14 protein-coding genes and 1 other annotated feature are annotated in these 16,089 nt (G+C 39.0%); of the genes, 2 read left to right on the top strand and 12 right to left on the bottom strand.

Annotated features, from left to right (window positions below; all coding sequences use genetic code 11):
- Positions 1-8 precede the first annotated feature (8 nt).
- Together thrB and thrA are read right to left on the bottom strand one after the other, a co-directional pair.
- Entirely contained in the window at positions 9-953 is a 945-nt protein-coding gene (gene thrB / locus LIX50_RS00480; RefSeq protein ID WP_048954203.1) for a homoserine kinase, read from the bottom strand.
- Between the two features lie 12 nt (positions 954-965).
- Positions 966-3,413, bottom strand: coding sequence for a bifunctional aspartate kinase/homoserine dehydrogenase I (thrA, locus tag LIX50_RS00475; protein WP_048954204.1), 2,448 nt, complete (start codon positions 3,411-3,413; stop codon positions 966-968).
- A 35-nt stretch (positions 3,414-3,448) separates the two neighbouring features.
- Positions 3,449-3,567 (bottom strand) — a sequence feature (Thr leader region).
- Between the two features lie 170 nt (positions 3,568-3,737).
- Between thrA and LIX50_RS00470 the strand changes: the two genes are divergently transcribed.
- Positions 3,738-4,442 carry a YggS family pyridoxal phosphate-dependent enzyme gene (locus LIX50_RS00470; protein ID WP_048954205.1) on the top strand — a complete coding sequence of 235 codons (705 nt, stop codon included), beginning with the start codon at positions 3,738-3,740 and terminating at the stop codon, positions 4,440-4,442.
- Between the two features lie 77 nt (positions 4,443-4,519).
- Here LIX50_RS00470 and LIX50_RS00465 read toward each other — a convergent pair whose 3' ends face one another.
- The 7 genes from LIX50_RS00465 to epmB form a co-directional block, all read right to left on the bottom strand.
- Positions 4,520-4,876 (bottom strand): diacylglycerol kinase, encoded by a 357-nt coding sequence (locus tag LIX50_RS00465; protein WP_048954206.1) that lies wholly within the window; start codon positions 4,874-4,876, stop codon positions 4,520-4,522.
- Positions 4,877-4,890: 14 nt separating this feature from the next.
- Positions 4,891-7,122 (bottom strand): GTP diphosphokinase, encoded by a 2,232-nt coding sequence (gene relA / locus LIX50_RS00460; protein WP_048954207.1) that lies wholly within the window; start codon positions 7,120-7,122, stop codon positions 4,891-4,893.
- 77 nt (positions 7,123-7,199) lie between these two features.
- Positions 7,200-8,516 carry a 23S rRNA (uracil(1939)-C(5))-methyltransferase RlmD gene (gene rlmD, locus LIX50_RS00455; RefSeq protein ID WP_048954208.1) on the bottom strand — a complete coding sequence of 439 codons (1,317 nt, stop codon included), beginning with the start codon at positions 8,514-8,516 and terminating at the stop codon, positions 7,200-7,202.
- Positions 8,516-9,226 carry a DNA repair protein RecO gene (gene recO / locus LIX50_RS00450; RefSeq protein ID WP_048954209.1) on the bottom strand — a complete coding sequence of 237 codons (711 nt, stop codon included), beginning with the start codon at positions 9,224-9,226 and terminating at the stop codon, positions 8,516-8,518. Before recO ends, rlmD begins: the two co-directional genes overlap by 1 nt.
- A gap of 2 nt (positions 9,227-9,228) precedes the next feature.
- Positions 9,229-9,633 carry a hypothetical protein gene (locus LIX50_RS00445; protein ID WP_048954210.1) on the bottom strand — a complete coding sequence of 135 codons (405 nt, stop codon included), beginning with the start codon at positions 9,631-9,633 and terminating at the stop codon, positions 9,229-9,231.
- A gap of 47 nt (positions 9,634-9,680) precedes the next feature.
- Complete coding sequence (gene oapA / locus LIX50_RS00440; protein ID WP_048954211.1) at positions 9,681-11,048, bottom strand: opacity-associated protein OapA; 1,368 nt, start codon at positions 11,046-11,048, stop codon at positions 9,681-9,683.
- Positions 11,049-11,132: 84 nt separating this feature from the next.
- A complete protein-coding gene (gene epmB, locus LIX50_RS00435) occupies positions 11,133-12,149 on the bottom strand; it encodes an EF-P beta-lysylation protein EpmB (protein ID WP_048954212.1) in 1,017 nt (338 codons plus the stop codon).
- A 37-nt stretch (positions 12,150-12,186) separates the two neighbouring features.
- On the opposite strand from epmB, the gene efp reads away from it, so the two are divergent.
- Positions 12,187-12,753: an elongation factor P gene (efp, locus tag LIX50_RS00430; RefSeq protein WP_005635150.1), complete on the top strand. Its 567-nt coding sequence runs from the start codon at positions 12,187-12,189 to the stop codon at positions 12,751-12,753.
- A gap of 119 nt (positions 12,754-12,872) precedes the next feature.
- Here efp and secF read toward each other — a convergent pair whose 3' ends face one another.
- The 3 genes from secF to yajC all read right to left on the bottom strand — a co-directional run bounded on the left by secF (position 12,873) and on the right by yajC (position 16,071).
- Positions 12,873-13,847, bottom strand: coding sequence for a protein translocase subunit SecF (gene secF, locus LIX50_RS00425; RefSeq protein ID WP_005634414.1), 975 nt, complete (start codon positions 13,845-13,847; stop codon positions 12,873-12,875).
- A 10-nt stretch (positions 13,848-13,857) separates the two neighbouring features.
- Entirely contained in the window at positions 13,858-15,708 is a 1,851-nt protein-coding gene (gene secD, locus LIX50_RS00420; RefSeq protein WP_048954213.1) for a protein translocase subunit SecD, read from the bottom strand.
- Between the two features lie 69 nt (positions 15,709-15,777).
- Complete coding sequence (yajC, locus tag LIX50_RS00415; protein ID WP_005631054.1) at positions 15,778-16,071, bottom strand: preprotein translocase subunit YajC; 294 nt, start codon at positions 16,069-16,071, stop codon at positions 15,778-15,780.
- Positions 16,072-16,089 lie beyond the last annotated feature (18 nt).

The raw sequence follows: 16,089 nt of genomic DNA, 5'->3' as shown, positions 1-16,089 counted from the left end.
AATTATGCTTATTTAATTTCTCTTGCGCCTTCGTTATCAACCTTACATACATGCACAAAACCTTCATTATTTTGTAAATAATGATTCTCTAAATAAGTTGAAAGTTTAATTGCAGTTTGTAAATCTGGGGCAATAGAGAAAATTGTTGGGCCTGAGCCTGAAATACCTGTGGCAAGTGCACCTAAATCGCGTGTAGCTTGTTTTACTTCAGCAAAATTAGGTAGCAGAGATTCACGATAAGGCTCGGCAATGACATCTTTCATCATAATCGCCGCAAGGTTTTCCTGATGGGTATGGCAAGCATGCACAAAGCCACCTAAATGACGACCATGGGCAATCACGTCTTGTCGAGTATAGCTTTTCGGTAAAATTGCTCGAGCTTCAGCAGTAGAAACTTCAATTCCCGGATATGCTAACACCCAATACCAATTATCAAAAAATGGCAATTTTTGACAAATATTGCCGAGCGATTGCACCATAAATTGCACACCGCCAAGATAGCAAGGTGCAACATTATCATAATGGATTGAACCAGAAATACGGCCTTCCAATTCTCCCATCATTTCAAGCAACTCCATTTTCGAAAAAGGGCCATCATGAAACTGATTTAATGCCACTAATGCAGCAACAATAGAACAAGCACTAGAGCCTAAACCAGAGCCTATAGGCATATTTTTTTCTAACGTTAAACGTAAAGGTTTAACATTTCCTCCGCGTAATTTTAATTGCTCGCTAAATAGCACATAAGCTTGGTAAACAATATTTTTTTGTGGTTCTTTCGGTAATTTACGAACAAAATAGCCCGCACTTTCTAACTCAAAACCACTTGATATAGATTCTATTTGAACCACATCACCTAACAATGAACCATCAATAGGAGAGATCGCGGCACCTAAAGTATCAAAACCTACGCTAATATTCGCGCTAGATGCAGGGGCGTAAATTCTTAACATTGGGAATCCTTATTAATGTTGTAATGTTCTTAAAATATCTGCAAAGATACCTGCCGCAGTAACTGCATTGCCTGCGCCATAACCACGTAATAAAAGTGGGATAGGTTGGTAATAACGAGTATAAAATGCCAAAGCATTTTCACCATCTTTCACTTTATAAAGAGGGTTATTCTGATCAACTGCAACAATAGATACTTTACATTTACCTTCGCAAATTTTTCCAACATAACGCAATACTTTTCCTTCAGCTTTAGCGGTAGAAACACGAGTTTTAAACTCTTCATCAAGCTGTGGCAATATTGCCATAAATTCATCTGCAGATTTTCCTTCAGAGAAGCCTTTCGGCAATACGCCTTCAACTTCAACATCTGAAAGTTCAAGCTCAATTCCAGCTTCACGAGCAAGAATTAATAATTTGCGCGCTACATCTTGTCCCGAAAGGTCATCACGAGGATCAGGTTCAGTAAACCCTTTTTCTCGGGCAAGTGCGGTGACTTCTGAAAGAGAAAGTCCTTCTTCCAATTTACCAAAAATAAAGGAAAGGGAGCCAGATAAAATACCTTCAAAATATTCAAGCTCATCGCCCGCAGCAAGTAAGTTTTGAAGATTTTCAATAACTGGCAAACCTGCGCCCACATTGGTTTCATACAAAAATTTATGTTGGCTTGCTTGAGCATTTTGACGTAACTCATTGTAATAAGCTAATTCTCGTGTATTCGCTTTTTTATTTGGCGTAACCACATGGAAACCTTCTTTTAACGCACGAGCATAAAGCCCTGCTACAGATTCGGCTGAGGTACAATCGACAAATACTGGATTCACCACATGATGTAATTTTATGAAAGAAAGCAATACATCAAAATCTGATGGCTGAGTCGCATTTTCTAAATCGTTTTTCCAATCGTCTAAACATAATCCATTTTCATCGAGCAACATGCGGTTGGAATTCGCAATAGCGCAAACTCGAATTTCAACATTCTTCTTTGCTAGATACTCCTTTTGGCGCTTTACCTGCTCAATTAATTCTCCGCCTACTCCACCAACGCCCACTAAAAACATATCCACGACTTTTTTATTATTGAAAAGCGCCTGATGGGTAGCTTTCACCGCTTCAATCGCTTTATTTTGCGGCACAACCGAAGAAATTGAACGTTCACTAGAACCTTGTGCAATCGCCACAATGCTAATATTTGCCTGTGCTAACGCAGAGAAGAAACGAGCAGCAATACCCTTCGCTTGTTTCATTCCATCGCCTACTACAGAAATAATGGATAAATCTTTAATCACTTCAATTGGTTCTAATTGATGTTCGTTTAATTCATTAGCAAACTCAGTTTCTAGTACAGTTTTCGCTACTTCTGCAGATTTCACAGGCACACAGAAACTAATACTATATTCAGACGAAGACTGAGTAATTAAAATGACTGAAATGCCTGCTCCTGACATAGCTGAAAATACGCGAGATGCCATTCCTACCATGCCTTGCATACCAGGGCCTGATACATTAAACATCGCCAAGTTATCTAAGTTAGTGATACCTTTGACTTGTAAACCTTCTGATTTCACATTGCCATCAATAATAGAACCTGGCGCAGAAGGATTTCCTGTATTTTTAATGACACAAGGAATATTTTGTGGCAACAATGGGCCAATCGTACGAGGATGAATCACTTTCGCACCGAAATAAGAAAGCTCCATCGCTTCACGATAAGAAAGAGTTGGTAATAAACGTGCATCTGGCACTAAACGCGGATCACAAGTATAAACGCCATCCACATCGGTCCAAATTTCGCATACGCTTGCGCCTAAACAAGCGGCTAAACAGGCTGCAGAATAGTCTGACCCATTACGACCGAGCAGCACTAACTCACCTTTTTCATTACCCGCAGTAAAGCCTGCCATAAGCACTACTTTATCTTTTGCGATACTTGCTGCATCAACACGTTTTGTGGATTCTTCAATTTCAACAGAAGACTCAAGATAACCGCCTTTTGCTAATAATTGTTTGACAGGATCCACAATATGTACGCTATAGCCACGCGCTTCAAACCAAGCTTTCATCATTGCGATAGAAAGTTTTTCACCACGGCAATCAATCGTCGCTTTAACTGCATCTTCTACTTTTCCTGCCTGACGAATTTCTTCTAATAATCCTTTAATTTGAGCAAATTCAGCATCAATAAGCGCTTTGGTGCCATTTAAGTCGAATTGATTATTTTCGGCATGTAAGCCATTGATGATGTTATAGAAAATTTCGATTGCTTCGTTGAAATGCGTATCGGTTGGTTGATTTAATGCAGCTTTTTCAGAAAGGGCGACGAGATGATTAGTTATTTTGGCTGGTGCTGATAAAACACCTGCAGCCTGCTCTTCTAAATGAGCTTGCTCGATCAATTTCGCTGCTTGGGAAAAACGTTCCGGATTTGCAAGCGAAGTGCCGCCAAATTTAAGTACGCGCATGATTGGTTCTCCTAGAGATATTGTGTTTTTGAATTTATAAAAAAACCCGCTATTCAGTTGAATCGCGGGTTTTCTGTATCCTGTTTTTTGGTGCACTAACCCGCGCCATTAATCATAGTAATGGTCATCATAATAGTGGTAATCGTGCTAATGATTACGGATAAAGTGCGGTTATTTTTCATTGTGTTTTATCTTGAAAAATGAATACGTAAAGAAATACCGAAATTTCCCGAGCTTGTCAAACAGAAAGTAACAAATTTTTCAGAAATTTTCTCAGTAAATAAATTTCGTGTAAACTAACCGCACTTTTATAAAGGAGAACCTATGGATATCCAGCATAATCTCAACCTAATTCATCAAAAAATTAAAACAGCTTGCGAAGAAGCAAGACGCGATCAAAATACTGTTAAATTACTTGCCGTATCTAAGACCAAACCTATTTCCGCCATTATTTCGGCTTATCAAGCTGGACAAACGGCTTTTGGGGAAAATTATGTGCAAGAAGGTGTAGAAAAGATCCAATATTTTGAATCTCAAGGTATTAACCTTGAATGGCATTTTATCGGTCCATTACAATCGAATAAAACACGTCTCGTTGCAGAACATTTTGATTGGATGCAAACACTTGATAGAGCAAAAATTGCAGATCGTTTAAATGAACAACGACCGACGAATAAGGCACCGTTGAATGTCTTAATTCAGGTTAATATCAGCGATGAAGAAAGTAAATCTGGTATTCAACCAGAAGAAATGCTAACACTGGCAAAACACATCGAAAATTTACTGCACTTACGCTTACGTGGCTTAATGGCTATACCCGCGCCAACTGATAAAATCGCTGAACAAGAAGCCGTGTTCAGAAAAATGTCCGATCTATTTGAACAACTAAAACAGGCCTTACCCAATCAACAAATTGATACCCTTTCTATGGGAATGACCGATGATATGCCGAGCGCAATTAAACGTGGCTCAACAATGGTAAGAATTGGTACCGCTATTTTTGGCTCAAGAAATTATACCCAAAAGTAAAATGAATAATTAAAAACGGCTTATGTTTCCATAAGCCGTCCCCAAAATATACTGTACCTTAAAAAATATTCCGTATATTAGAAAAATAGGATTCCCCCCCAAACAACAGCAACAATACAAAGGGCAATAAATACCGATGCAGAACCTTGATCTTTCGCACGCCCTGAAAGCTCGTGGCGTTCTGTACCAATGCGATCGACAACAGCCTCCACCGAACTGTTTAAAAGTTCCAACGCCATCACAAGCAAAACAGAAGAGAGCATCAAGATAATTTCAATTTTTGTTTCGCCTAAAAAGAAAGCAAGAGGAATTAAAATGCAGGCTAAAAAACATTCGTGGCGAAAAGCCGTTTCATTTTTAAACGCACTTTTTAAGCCTTGTAATGAATATTTAGTGGAATTGATTAAATGGGCTAGCCCCGTCGTTTTATACATAAATTTTCCTATTTTTATAAACGTTTCGCTTCGATAACATCATCTAATTTTGCTAATCGAGCCAATATTTTACTCAAACTTTCAACATTATGGAGTTCAATTTCCATATCAATAGTTGCAAGTTGTTTTTTTGTATCAGCACGGCTTGACACCCCTAATACACTAATTTTTTCATTTGCTAGAACGGTCGTAATATCACGTAATAAGCCATTGCGATCGCCTGCCACAATACGGATATTAATATGGAACCCACTTGCGTAATTTTCACCCCAAATAGATTCTACTACTCGTTCTGGGTGAGCCGCTTGCAAATCTAAGAACTGTTCACAATCTGCTCGGTGAATAGAAATACCACGCCCCATAGTGATATAACCAACAATCGCATCGCCAGGAATAGGTTGGCAGCAACGTGCAATATGATGCATAAGATTGCCCACACCTTCCACAATCACATAACCATTGTTTTTCTCAGATTTCTGCTGAGAATTCACCGCACTTTTGTTAGCGACATGACGTAAAATTTCTTGATCAGCTTCTTCAGCGGTCACTTTAATCAATTTACTTTGCAAGAAATTGATTAAGTTATTTAAACGAATATCACCACTGCCAATGCCGGCATAAAGATCGTCCAAATTTTTCAAGTTATAGCGCGGTAATGCATAAGGTTCCACTTGCTTAATACTTAAATTTAAACGCGCTAATTCATTATCGAGTAATTCTTTACCCGCTGGAATATTTTTATCGCGATCTTGCTTTTTAAACCACGCTTGAATTTTGGCTCGAGATTTTGCAGTGTGAGTAAATCCTAAATTTGGGTTTAGCCAGTCACGGCTCGGGTTAGGATTTTTCTGGGTAATGATATCGATTTGATCACCCATTTGTAGCTGATAGGTAAATGGCACAATACGTCCCGCTACTTTTGCCCCGATGCAGCGATGACCAATTTCACTATGAATTGCATAAGCAAAATCTAATGGTGTAGATCCCGTTGGCAAATCCACTACTTCACCTTTCGGCGTAAACACATAGACGCGATCGTCAAATACTTGGCTACGCAACTCTGCCATCACTTCGCCTGAATCCGTAATATCATCTTGCCAAGCTAGCAATTTGCGCAACCATGCAATTTTTTCTTCGTAGGCAGACATGCTGCCCGTATTACCTTCCTTGTATTTCCAGTGAGCCGCCACCCCTAACTCTGCATCATCATGCATTTGTTGGGTTCGAATTTGCACTTCAATTGGCTTGCCGCCTTTACCTAAAACAACAGTATGAATGGATTGATAACCGTTTGGTTTCGGGTTCGCGACATAATCATCAAATTCTTTGGGTAAGTGTTTAAATTGAGTATGCACAATCCCAAGTGCGGTGTAACAATCTTGCAATTTTTGCACGATAATTCTGACCGCTCTTACATCATATAAACCGCTAAACTCAAGATGCTTTTTCTGCATTTTGCGCCAAATGCTATAAATATGTTTCGGACGACCATAGACTTCTACTTGCTCGATATTTTCGCGTAAATAACCGCTCAACTCACTGACGAAATCAGCAATGTAATGTTCACGATCAAGACGACGTTCCTGCAATAATTTAGCAATAGCGCGATATTGTTCAGGATGGAGATAACGGAAGCAGTAATCTTCTAACTCCCATTTCAACTGACCTATCCCAAGACGATTGGCAAGAGGGGCATAAATATTAGAACATTCTTTGGCAGCAAGGACTTTGTCTTCCTCTGCGCAACGATGCTCTGCATCACGCAAGAAAGTAATACGTTCGGCAAGTTTAATGATTACACAGCGGAAATCGTCCACCATCGCCAACAACATACGGCGAACATTATCTACTTGTAAGGCATTAGCTGAGTGACTAGCATTAAGTTGACGGATGTTATCCATCTCCAACACACCTTTAAGTAATTTAGTGATTTTCGCACCAAACTTTTCTTTTAGGCTTTCCCAATCGGTTAATTTATTTGCAACCACAGGAAACAACATTGCAGTAAGCAATGTTTCCGCATCCATATTAAGTTCGTGCAAAATTTCTACCATTTCCACACCAGACTGGAGCATCAAGGTAGCATTCTTCATTTCATCGGGATGGGTGCTCATTAAGTCACGTGCGTAATACCACGCATCGATCAAACTTTTTTCTGTTTGTTCTGCCAGTTTTAAGCCAGCGCACCATTGTTCAATCACAAAATCCTGCGGATTTAACAAATGAGAACCACGAACAGCAACCATAACACCCCCTTGTTGATGAAGAGCAAGCAACTTCCTGTCGCTTTTATTTTGGGTGGATATTGTACCGAATAACCGAGTTATTTTGTAGTGAATAACGTTATCGATTCCAAATGCCCCGTATGAGGGAACATATCTATCACCGCACTTTTTTCAATCTTGTAGCCAAAATCACGTAAAATTTCCGCATCACGCACTAATGTTGCGGGATTACAAGACACATATAAAATTTTCTCTGCTTTCAACTCGCACAAAGCATTTAACGCGAAAGCTGCGCCACTACGTGGAGGATCAAGCAAAATTTTATTGAACGACTGACGTGCCCAAGGTTGTTCAATAAAAGATTGGTCAAGATCGGCTTGGAAAAATTCAATATTCTTGATTTGGTTTCTTGCAGCATTTTGCTCCGCTTTTTGTACCATTTCAAAAACGCCTTCAATTCCTACCGCACTTTTCACGCGTTTGGCGAGAGGAAGCGTAAAATTTCCCATGCCGCAAAATAAATCTAACACACAATCTTGTTGGTTCAATTCAAGCCAATCCAAGGCTGTATTGACCATACGTTCATTTAATGCACGATTTACTTGGATAAAATCACGAATATCAAAATGTAATTTTATGCCATCAGAAAATTGATAATAAGGTGCATCGCCATAGCTTTGTTCAATGCCTTCATCGCTTTGTAAAAACAGCATTAGCTTTTCTTGTTCAGCAAATTTGAGCAATAAAGTGCGGTCAATTTCCGAAAGTTTTTTGGTGTAACGTAACAACATTGCGACACCATTATCGGCCACCACAAGTTCAATATGCCCAAGCTGTTTCGGTGCTGAAAATTTTTCTAAAAGTGCGGTTAATTTAGGCAGTAAATAATTAATTGCAGATTCTGCCACTTCGCAAGATTGAACAGTAATTAAATCGTTGGTATTTTTCTGACGAAAGCCCATCTCAATTTGTTTTGTGCTTGGATTAAACCATAAACTCAAACGCACACGACGACGATACGCCCAAGCATCGCCACAAATCATAGGTTGAAATGAAATCGGCTCTGACTGTAATTTACTTAATCGTTTAAACAATGCGGATTCTTTCGCTTTTCTCTGCATTTCAATAGGAATATGTTGCCCTTGGCAACCACCACAACGCATAAAATGAGCACATTTAGGTTCTAAACGTTCAGAACTTTTTACTCGCCATTTTTTTGCCGTAGCATGCCCATATTGGAGTTTATCCTCCAGAATACGACATTCCACTTTTTCGTGCGGAAGCGCATTTTCAATAAACCAAGTTTTACCATTAATTTTCGCGACGCCTAAACCTTGATAATCTAAATCAAGAATATCAGCCGTAATGGTTTGAACATTGTTTGTTTTTTGCTTTGGAGTATAAAGAAGAACCATTATTTTAAAAGTAAAATATTTTGAGTGAATAATTCCCGGCTTTTTAACGGTTTATCGCCAAGATAAGGTTTCAGTGCAATACGAGTAAAACGTTTTGCCGCTTGACGAACCGCCTCATCGGAAAAATCTAGGGCTTCAAAGGCTAACAAATCTCTGCCATAAAAGGTGAGATTATCTTTCACTAAGGAAGCAATAAAACCTTTTTCCTCACGATAACGATATGTCATTGTGCAATCCACAGGCTCGCCAGAGCCTGCACAATGCAGAAAATCCACGCCGTAACCGAGAATTTGTAAAAGTTGAAATTCAAAAAGACGCAATGTTGGTTCAACGTTGGTTTCAGTTGCCAAGCCCGTTAAGCATTTTAAATAATGTTGAAATAGCGAAGGATTCGGTGTTTCAGGCTCAATGACACGAGTCAATAACTCATTCACATAAAAACCGCTATAAAGTGCGGTTTGTTGTAAAGGCAGTGTAATTGCGGCAGGTTCAGCTTTAGTGAGGGTTTTCAATGAGCTTTTTCCCGACCAACGCAACAATAAAGGTGTGAAAGGTTGCAAGACCGACTTCCAAGATGAACGCTTTGCTCGTGCACCCTTGGCGATCACGGTTAGGCGACCACTTTCTTCAGTAAACAAATCGACTAAAAGACTCGTTTCACTATAAGGGCGACGATGAAGAATAAAGCCACGTTGGAGTTCGGTTTGCACAATTAATTACCGGATAAACGCTCTACGGGTTGTAATACACATTGTTCCGCTAAAACTTCACCTAAATTAGTTTTTAGCACACTAAAATCCTCGCGCTCTTGCCACGTCCAACGAATATTGCCGTAATTCTTACCGCGCTCAGAAATCATTAATGTCAATTTTTCTGACATAGAATTGAACGTCACCGTAATGTGATGCAATAATTTTTTACGTTTTTTTTGAGTGGAATGAACAACACGAACTTGCTTGTCATCTTTACACAAATAAACTTTCGCCTCACCTTTTTGCAAAGCTTTATCTACTTTTTCCACCTGCATCTTTTGCGGCTCTGGCTTCTTTGGTAAATCACTTTGAGCACAACCGACCAAGCAAAGTGCGGTTAAAATTAGAAACGTTTTTTTAAACATAACATCCTACTTAAAAAAGAAAAATGGGCGATTGCTCGCCCTAAAAATTATTTTTTATATTCATAAGAACCATCAGACTGACGAACAAATCGCGCACCGTTAGATAAACGCATTTCATTTACTCGCCCTTGACTGTTTACGGATACCGCAACTTTATCACCCGGTTTAAAGCTACTTAAAACATTGCCCGCACCCGCTGCTTTACTCATTGCATTAACATCCGAAATATTAAGTTGATTATCACGGAATACTTGCATAAGAGAAACGCCTTTAGGCACAGTTAATGTTTTCGCCGATACAGTTGGTGCAGCTGCTTTCGTTGCAGGTTTTGCATCAACAATTTGAACTTTAGCTTCTTTTTTAACTTGAACCGGTTTTGCCTCAACAATTGGTGCTTTTCCAGCTGTTTTAGCGACGGTTTGTTCAGTTGCTTTTGCTGGTACATGTGCTTTTTCCGCAACTTTCACTTCTTTTTTCGCGGTATCTTTATGTGCAACTTGTTGTTCTACTACTTTTTTCACCGGTTGAACTGGCGCTACAACAGTTGGTGCTTTTGGCTGTTCCACTTGAGTTTGTTGAGCTTGAGTTTGTGATTGCTCAGGTTGAGCTGCTTGCATAGGTTTAGCTGAAGCTGAATCCATTGTATTTGAGGTTTGAACTGGAGCTTGAGCCATATTTTGTGGCGCAGCCATGTTTTGTGGCGTAGCCATGTTTTCTGCAGGTTGATTTTGAGCGGTCAAACTATTAGCTGATTCATCTGCTTTTGGCGCATTTTCAGGTTGGTTAGCTTGCTCTGCTGCCATCTGATTTTGTGCAGGAGGATTATCTAAAATCGTGGTTTCAACTGGTTGATTTTGATCTAAAGATTGGAACTGCACTGGGATTTCATTGCTGTTAGATTGAGTGAAAGACTCAACGGTGTCAGAACTTGGTTTTAATGCAAAGAAAATAATTAATAAAATGACCAACGCCAAAATAGCCATAAATAAACGGCGATGTTTTGCTGGTAATACTTGCAACACTTTCCATTTTTCCGGTTGGCCTAAAGTACGTTTTTCTGCTTGCTCAACAGTTTCTGTGGCAATCGTTTCAGTCTTAATTTCTTCTTCAACAGCAGATATTGTCTCTTCTGCAGATACAGTCTGAATAACTGGCTCTTGTTCTGTTCTCAATGTTTCGCTAGAAATAAAAGGCGCGCTTTCTTGAGCAGGAGTATGCCCAAAAGTGGGCTCTTTACGCTCATGAAAATTTGTTTCTACATGATCTTTTTTCGCAAATAAACCCTTTGCTTTATCAAAAATTGACTCACTAGGTTGCACCACTTTCTTTGGTGTAATTGGTTCAACTTGATTAAGACCTAAATCTAATTCATCTTGAGATGATTGTTCATTTTGATTTTTATTCATAGAATCCACTGGATTACTCCTGATACTTGTTGTTATTCATGTTAATTAGCCACGGAAGTGCGGCAAAAAAATTACGTGATATTTTATCGGATCTTATGCCGCGTATAAAGTCTTATTTGGTTCGCCGGCAATTTCTCGTGCGAGTTTGGGAACAAGATAGCCAGATGTAAGAGATTGCAAGGTTTTATAAATTTGCATAGCTTCAATATCGCTAATCAAAAAATGGCTCGCCCCTTGCACTTTATCTAGCAAATGCAAGTAATAAGGCAAAATTCCTGTTTGAAAAAGTTTATCACTCAATATTTTTAGAATTTGCGCGTCATCATTCACGCCTTTTAGCAAAACGGATTGATTCAAAAGCGTGACATTCACGGCTTTTAATTTTTGCATCGCATGAGCAAAAATTTGATCAATTTCATTGGGGTGATTAATGTGTGTCACCATAACAGTTTGCAAGCGACTTTCTGCTAATAAGGTACAAAATTCATCAGTAATCCGTTGCGGAATCACAACAGGCAAACGGGTGTGAATACGCAAACGTTGTAAGTGCGGTATATTTTCTAAATGTTTTATTAACCACGCTAACTCATGATCTTTCGCCATTAAAGGATCGCCACCTGAAAAAATCACTTCTTCAATTTCAGGATGCCCCGCAATGTAATCTAATGCCAGTTGCCAGCTTTTTTTATTTCCTGGGTTTTCGTCGTAAGGAAAATGTCGGCGGAAGCAATAACGACAATTCACCGCACAACCGCCCTTCGCCATAAAGAGCAAGCGATTTTGATATTTATGAAGAATATTCGGCACCGCATTGGCATTTTTTTCTTCTAATGGATCCGTACTAAATCCTTCGGCTTGTACAAACTCTAGATCAGAACACATCACTTGCAAGAAAAGGGGATCTTGCGGATTACCTTTTTCTATTTTATCAATGAAAGGTTGTGGTACGCGGAGCGAAAAAAGTTTCCGCGCAGCAATGGATTGCTCAAAATCATCTTCTGGTAAATTTAAGGCTTTTAGCAATAATTTAGGATCTGAAATCGCATTTTTTAGAATTGTGAGCCAATTTTGTTCTTCTCTAATGACGGGTTCTTGGGTTAAAATACGCACTTTTCAAACCATCTCTAATTTTTAGGATATTAAAAATATGGCTACATATACTACCAGTGATTTCAAACCAGGTCTAAAATTTATGCAAGACGGTGAACCTTGCGTAATCGTTGAAAATGAATTCGTAAAACCAGGTAAAGGTCAAGCTTTCACCCGTACTCGTATTCGTAAATTAATTTCAGGCAAAGTATTAGACGTAAACTTCAAATCTGGTACTTCGGTTGAAGCTGCTGATGTTATGGATCTTAACTTAACTTATTCATACAAAGATGATGCATTCTGGTATTTCATGCACCCAGAAACATTTGAACAATACTCTGCTGATGCAAAAGCTGTAGGTGATGCAGAAAAATGGTTATTAGACCAAGCAGATTGTATCGTGACTTTATGGAATGGTGCACCAATTACTGTTACTCCACCAAACTTTGTTGAATTAGAAATCGTCGATACAGACCCAGGTCTTAAAGGCGATACCGCAGGTACTGGCGGTAAACCAGCAACATTAAGCACTGGCGCAGTAGTAAAAGTACCTCTTTTCGTTCAAATCGGTGAAGTAATCAAAGTAGATACTCGTTCTGGCGAATACGTATCTCGCGTAAAATAATATTTTACTGTTAAACGAAGGTAAGTTATTTTCGCTGCTATTCAAAGCAAAAAATCTAAATAAAAAATAGCCCCAGACAATTATAGTCTGGGGCTTACTTTTAGTTGATTATCAAGAAATCACGGTAATTCATCAATTTCCTTATCTACTTTAGGCGGGATCATATGTTCACGCCGTAATCCAACATCGTATGCAATTGCGATTGCAATAAAGATTGAAGAATATGTACCAAATCCAATACCCACAAGTAACGCTAAAGAGAAGTTATGAATTGATGGTCCACCAAAAAAGAACAATGCAATAACAACAATTAATGTTGTCGCAGAGGTCATGATGGTTCTTGATAAAGTTTGAGTTAAAGAAACATCAATAATATCAATCGTATCTAGACGTCTTATTTTTCTGAAGTTTTCACGCACACGGTCAAAGACCACAATACTATCGTTAATAGAATAACCCACAACAGATAAAATCGCTGCCACGAAGGTTAAATCAATTTCGATTTGTAATGCTGAAAACACACCAAGAGTAATTATTACGTCATGCGCAAGGGATGCGATACCGCCGAAACCTAAACGCCATTCAAAGCGAGAGCCTACATAAACTAGCATCATCGCTAATGTCGCTAATGTCGCATACACCGCGCCTTGAGCCAACTCTTCCCCTACGTTTGGTCCAACGAATTCAACACTACGAATCTTAATGCCAGAATCTACTTCTTGAAGCATTCCTTTTACACGATCGCCAATGCCTGAATCATTATCCGTAGCTGGTAAACGAATCATGACATCTTGAACAGACCCCGTTGTCTGCACAATTGGACTTTCAATACCATTTTCATGGAGCTTACCACGGATTTTTTCTAAGTCTGCAGATTGTGAAAAATGGGTATCAAAAACAACACCACCAGTAAAATCCAATCCCCAGTTAAAGCCTTTTGATACGATAAAAAATAGCGAAACGGCCATTAAAAGTGCGGAAAAAACATAGCCCCATTTACGCATTTTCATAAATTCGGTCAATGGGAACGGGAGTTTAATCCCATTGATTTCACGGATAAAATGTCCGTCTTTATCTTTTGCAAAAATTTTCATCGTTCCCTACCTAAATTGATAATTTCTTAAGTTGTTTGCCGCCATAGAGCGCATTAACTAATGCTCGTGTTCCTGTAATTGCGGTAAACATTGAAATTGCCACACCAAGTGAAAGCGTAATCGCAAATCCTTGAATTGGGCCTGTCCCCACAGCATACAAGATAATTGCAGTTAAAATTGTCGTTAAATTCGCATCAAAAATAGAGGTAAACGCCCCGTTATAGCCTTCGTTAATTGCTTGTTGAATTGGACGACCATTACGAATTTCTTCTTTAATACGTTCAAAAATTAACACGTTTGCATCCACCGACATACCTAAGGTTAATACGATACCGGCAATCCCTGGCATAGAAAGTGTCGCACCAGGTAAAATGGACATTAAACCCACTAACAACACAATATTAATAACCAAAGCAAAACTTGCGATAATACCGAACATTTTGTAGTAGAACAGCATAAAGACAATCACAGCGATGAGTCCCCAGAAACTCGCATTAATCCCTTGTTCTACATTTTGTGCACCTAAAGATGGGCCAATTGTACGTTCTTCAACAATTTGAATTGGTGCAATTAATGCGCCAGATTTCAATAAGGTAGAAAGATTGTGCGCTTCCGCGATACTATCAACACCGGTAATTTGGAAGTTAGAACTGAAACGACCTTGGATCGTCGCCACATTAATGACTTCCTCATGTTTTTCTAAAATGGTTTTACCATTTTCGTCTTTTTTACCGTTATCTTTATATTCAACATAAAGCGTCGCCATTGGCTTCTTGTAATATTTTTTGGTGGTTTGAGACATAATCTCCCCACCTTCACCATCCAAGGTTACACTCACTTGTGGGGTGCTTGAATGCTGATCTAAACCAGAACTTGAATTAATAATATGCTCACCACCTAAGACCGCGCGTTTAAATAATGCGACAGGATGACCTTGGCGATCATATTTAACTTCCGAATCAGCTGGCAACATATTACGAGAAATTGCATCAGCTGTAACATTTTGATTTACGATACGAAACTCAAGTGTTGCAGTTGCACCTAAAATTTCTTTTGCGCGAGCAGTATCTTGAACACCTGGTAATTCAATTACAATACGTTCAGCGCCTTGACGTTGAATGACCGCCTCAGATACCCCTAGTTCAGCAACACGTTTACGCAAAATCGTTAAGTTTTGCTCAATGGCTAAGTCGCGTGCTTCATTTAATGCTGAAGTTGAAAGACCTAAATTGATACTATCGTTATCCAACTCTGTGATATCTAAGGTTGGATGCAACTGATGAATAATACGTTCCGCTTTAGAGCGTTGACTTGCATCAGCCAATGTGACAGACGTGCCAAAATGCTCAGTATTTTTAATTGTCGTATATTGAATTTTTTCTTTGCGAAGTTCGTTACGTAAACTGTCTTGTAATTGCTCTTGACGTTTTACAAGTGCAGCATTCATATCGACTTCCATCAAAAAACGAACCCCACCGCGTAAGTCTAATCCCCATTTCATTGGGTTAGCACCAAACATGCTTAACCAAGCTGGAGTGGCCGGAGCAAGATTTAATGCGGTGGTGTAATTATTGCCAAGACGTTCAGCAATTTTATCTTTAGCGAGAAGTTGATCATCGGTATTAGTGAAACGAGCTAGAATTGAGCCCTTCTCAAGCACGACAGATTTGGTTGGAAGATTATTGGTTTTAAGCACATCTTGAACTTGTCCAAGCACGCTAGTATTCGCTTCTTGACCGCGCGTACCGGAAATTTGCACCGCAGGATCTTCACCATAAATATTTGGAAGAGAATATAAAATCCCGATGGCCACAATAAAAATAACCATCAAATTCTTCCATAATGGATAACGGTTTAACATAGTTTTCCTTTTCTTTTCTAACGCACAGAGCCACAATTCGTGGCTCTGGAAAATAATTTAACGTTACTCTTAAAGTGATTTTAATGAACCTTTAGGAAGAACGCTCACAATGTAGTTACGATTAATCGTAATTTCTGTCGTGTCGTTTAACGCAATCACGATACTATCGCTACCTTCAGTTACTTTAGTAATTTTGCCGATTAAACCACCAGCAGTTAAAACTTCAGTACCCTTTGCAAGCTCAGACATCAATTTTTTATGTTCTTTATTGCGTTTAGCTTGCGGGCGATAAATCATAAAGTAAAAAATTAAACCAAAGATCACGAAAATAAATAACGTGGACATCGGGTTTTGTGCTTCCATTGTATGTTTTCCTTGTTA

Source organism: Haemophilus sp. Marseille-P9675 (assembly GCF_916862695.1).
GTDB classification, from domain to species: Bacteria; Pseudomonadota; Gammaproteobacteria; order Enterobacterales; family Pasteurellaceae; genus Haemophilus; species Haemophilus haemolyticus_K.
The sequence above is the reverse complement of the archived record's forward strand: the minus strand, read 5'-3'. Positions and strand labels throughout refer to the sequence as shown.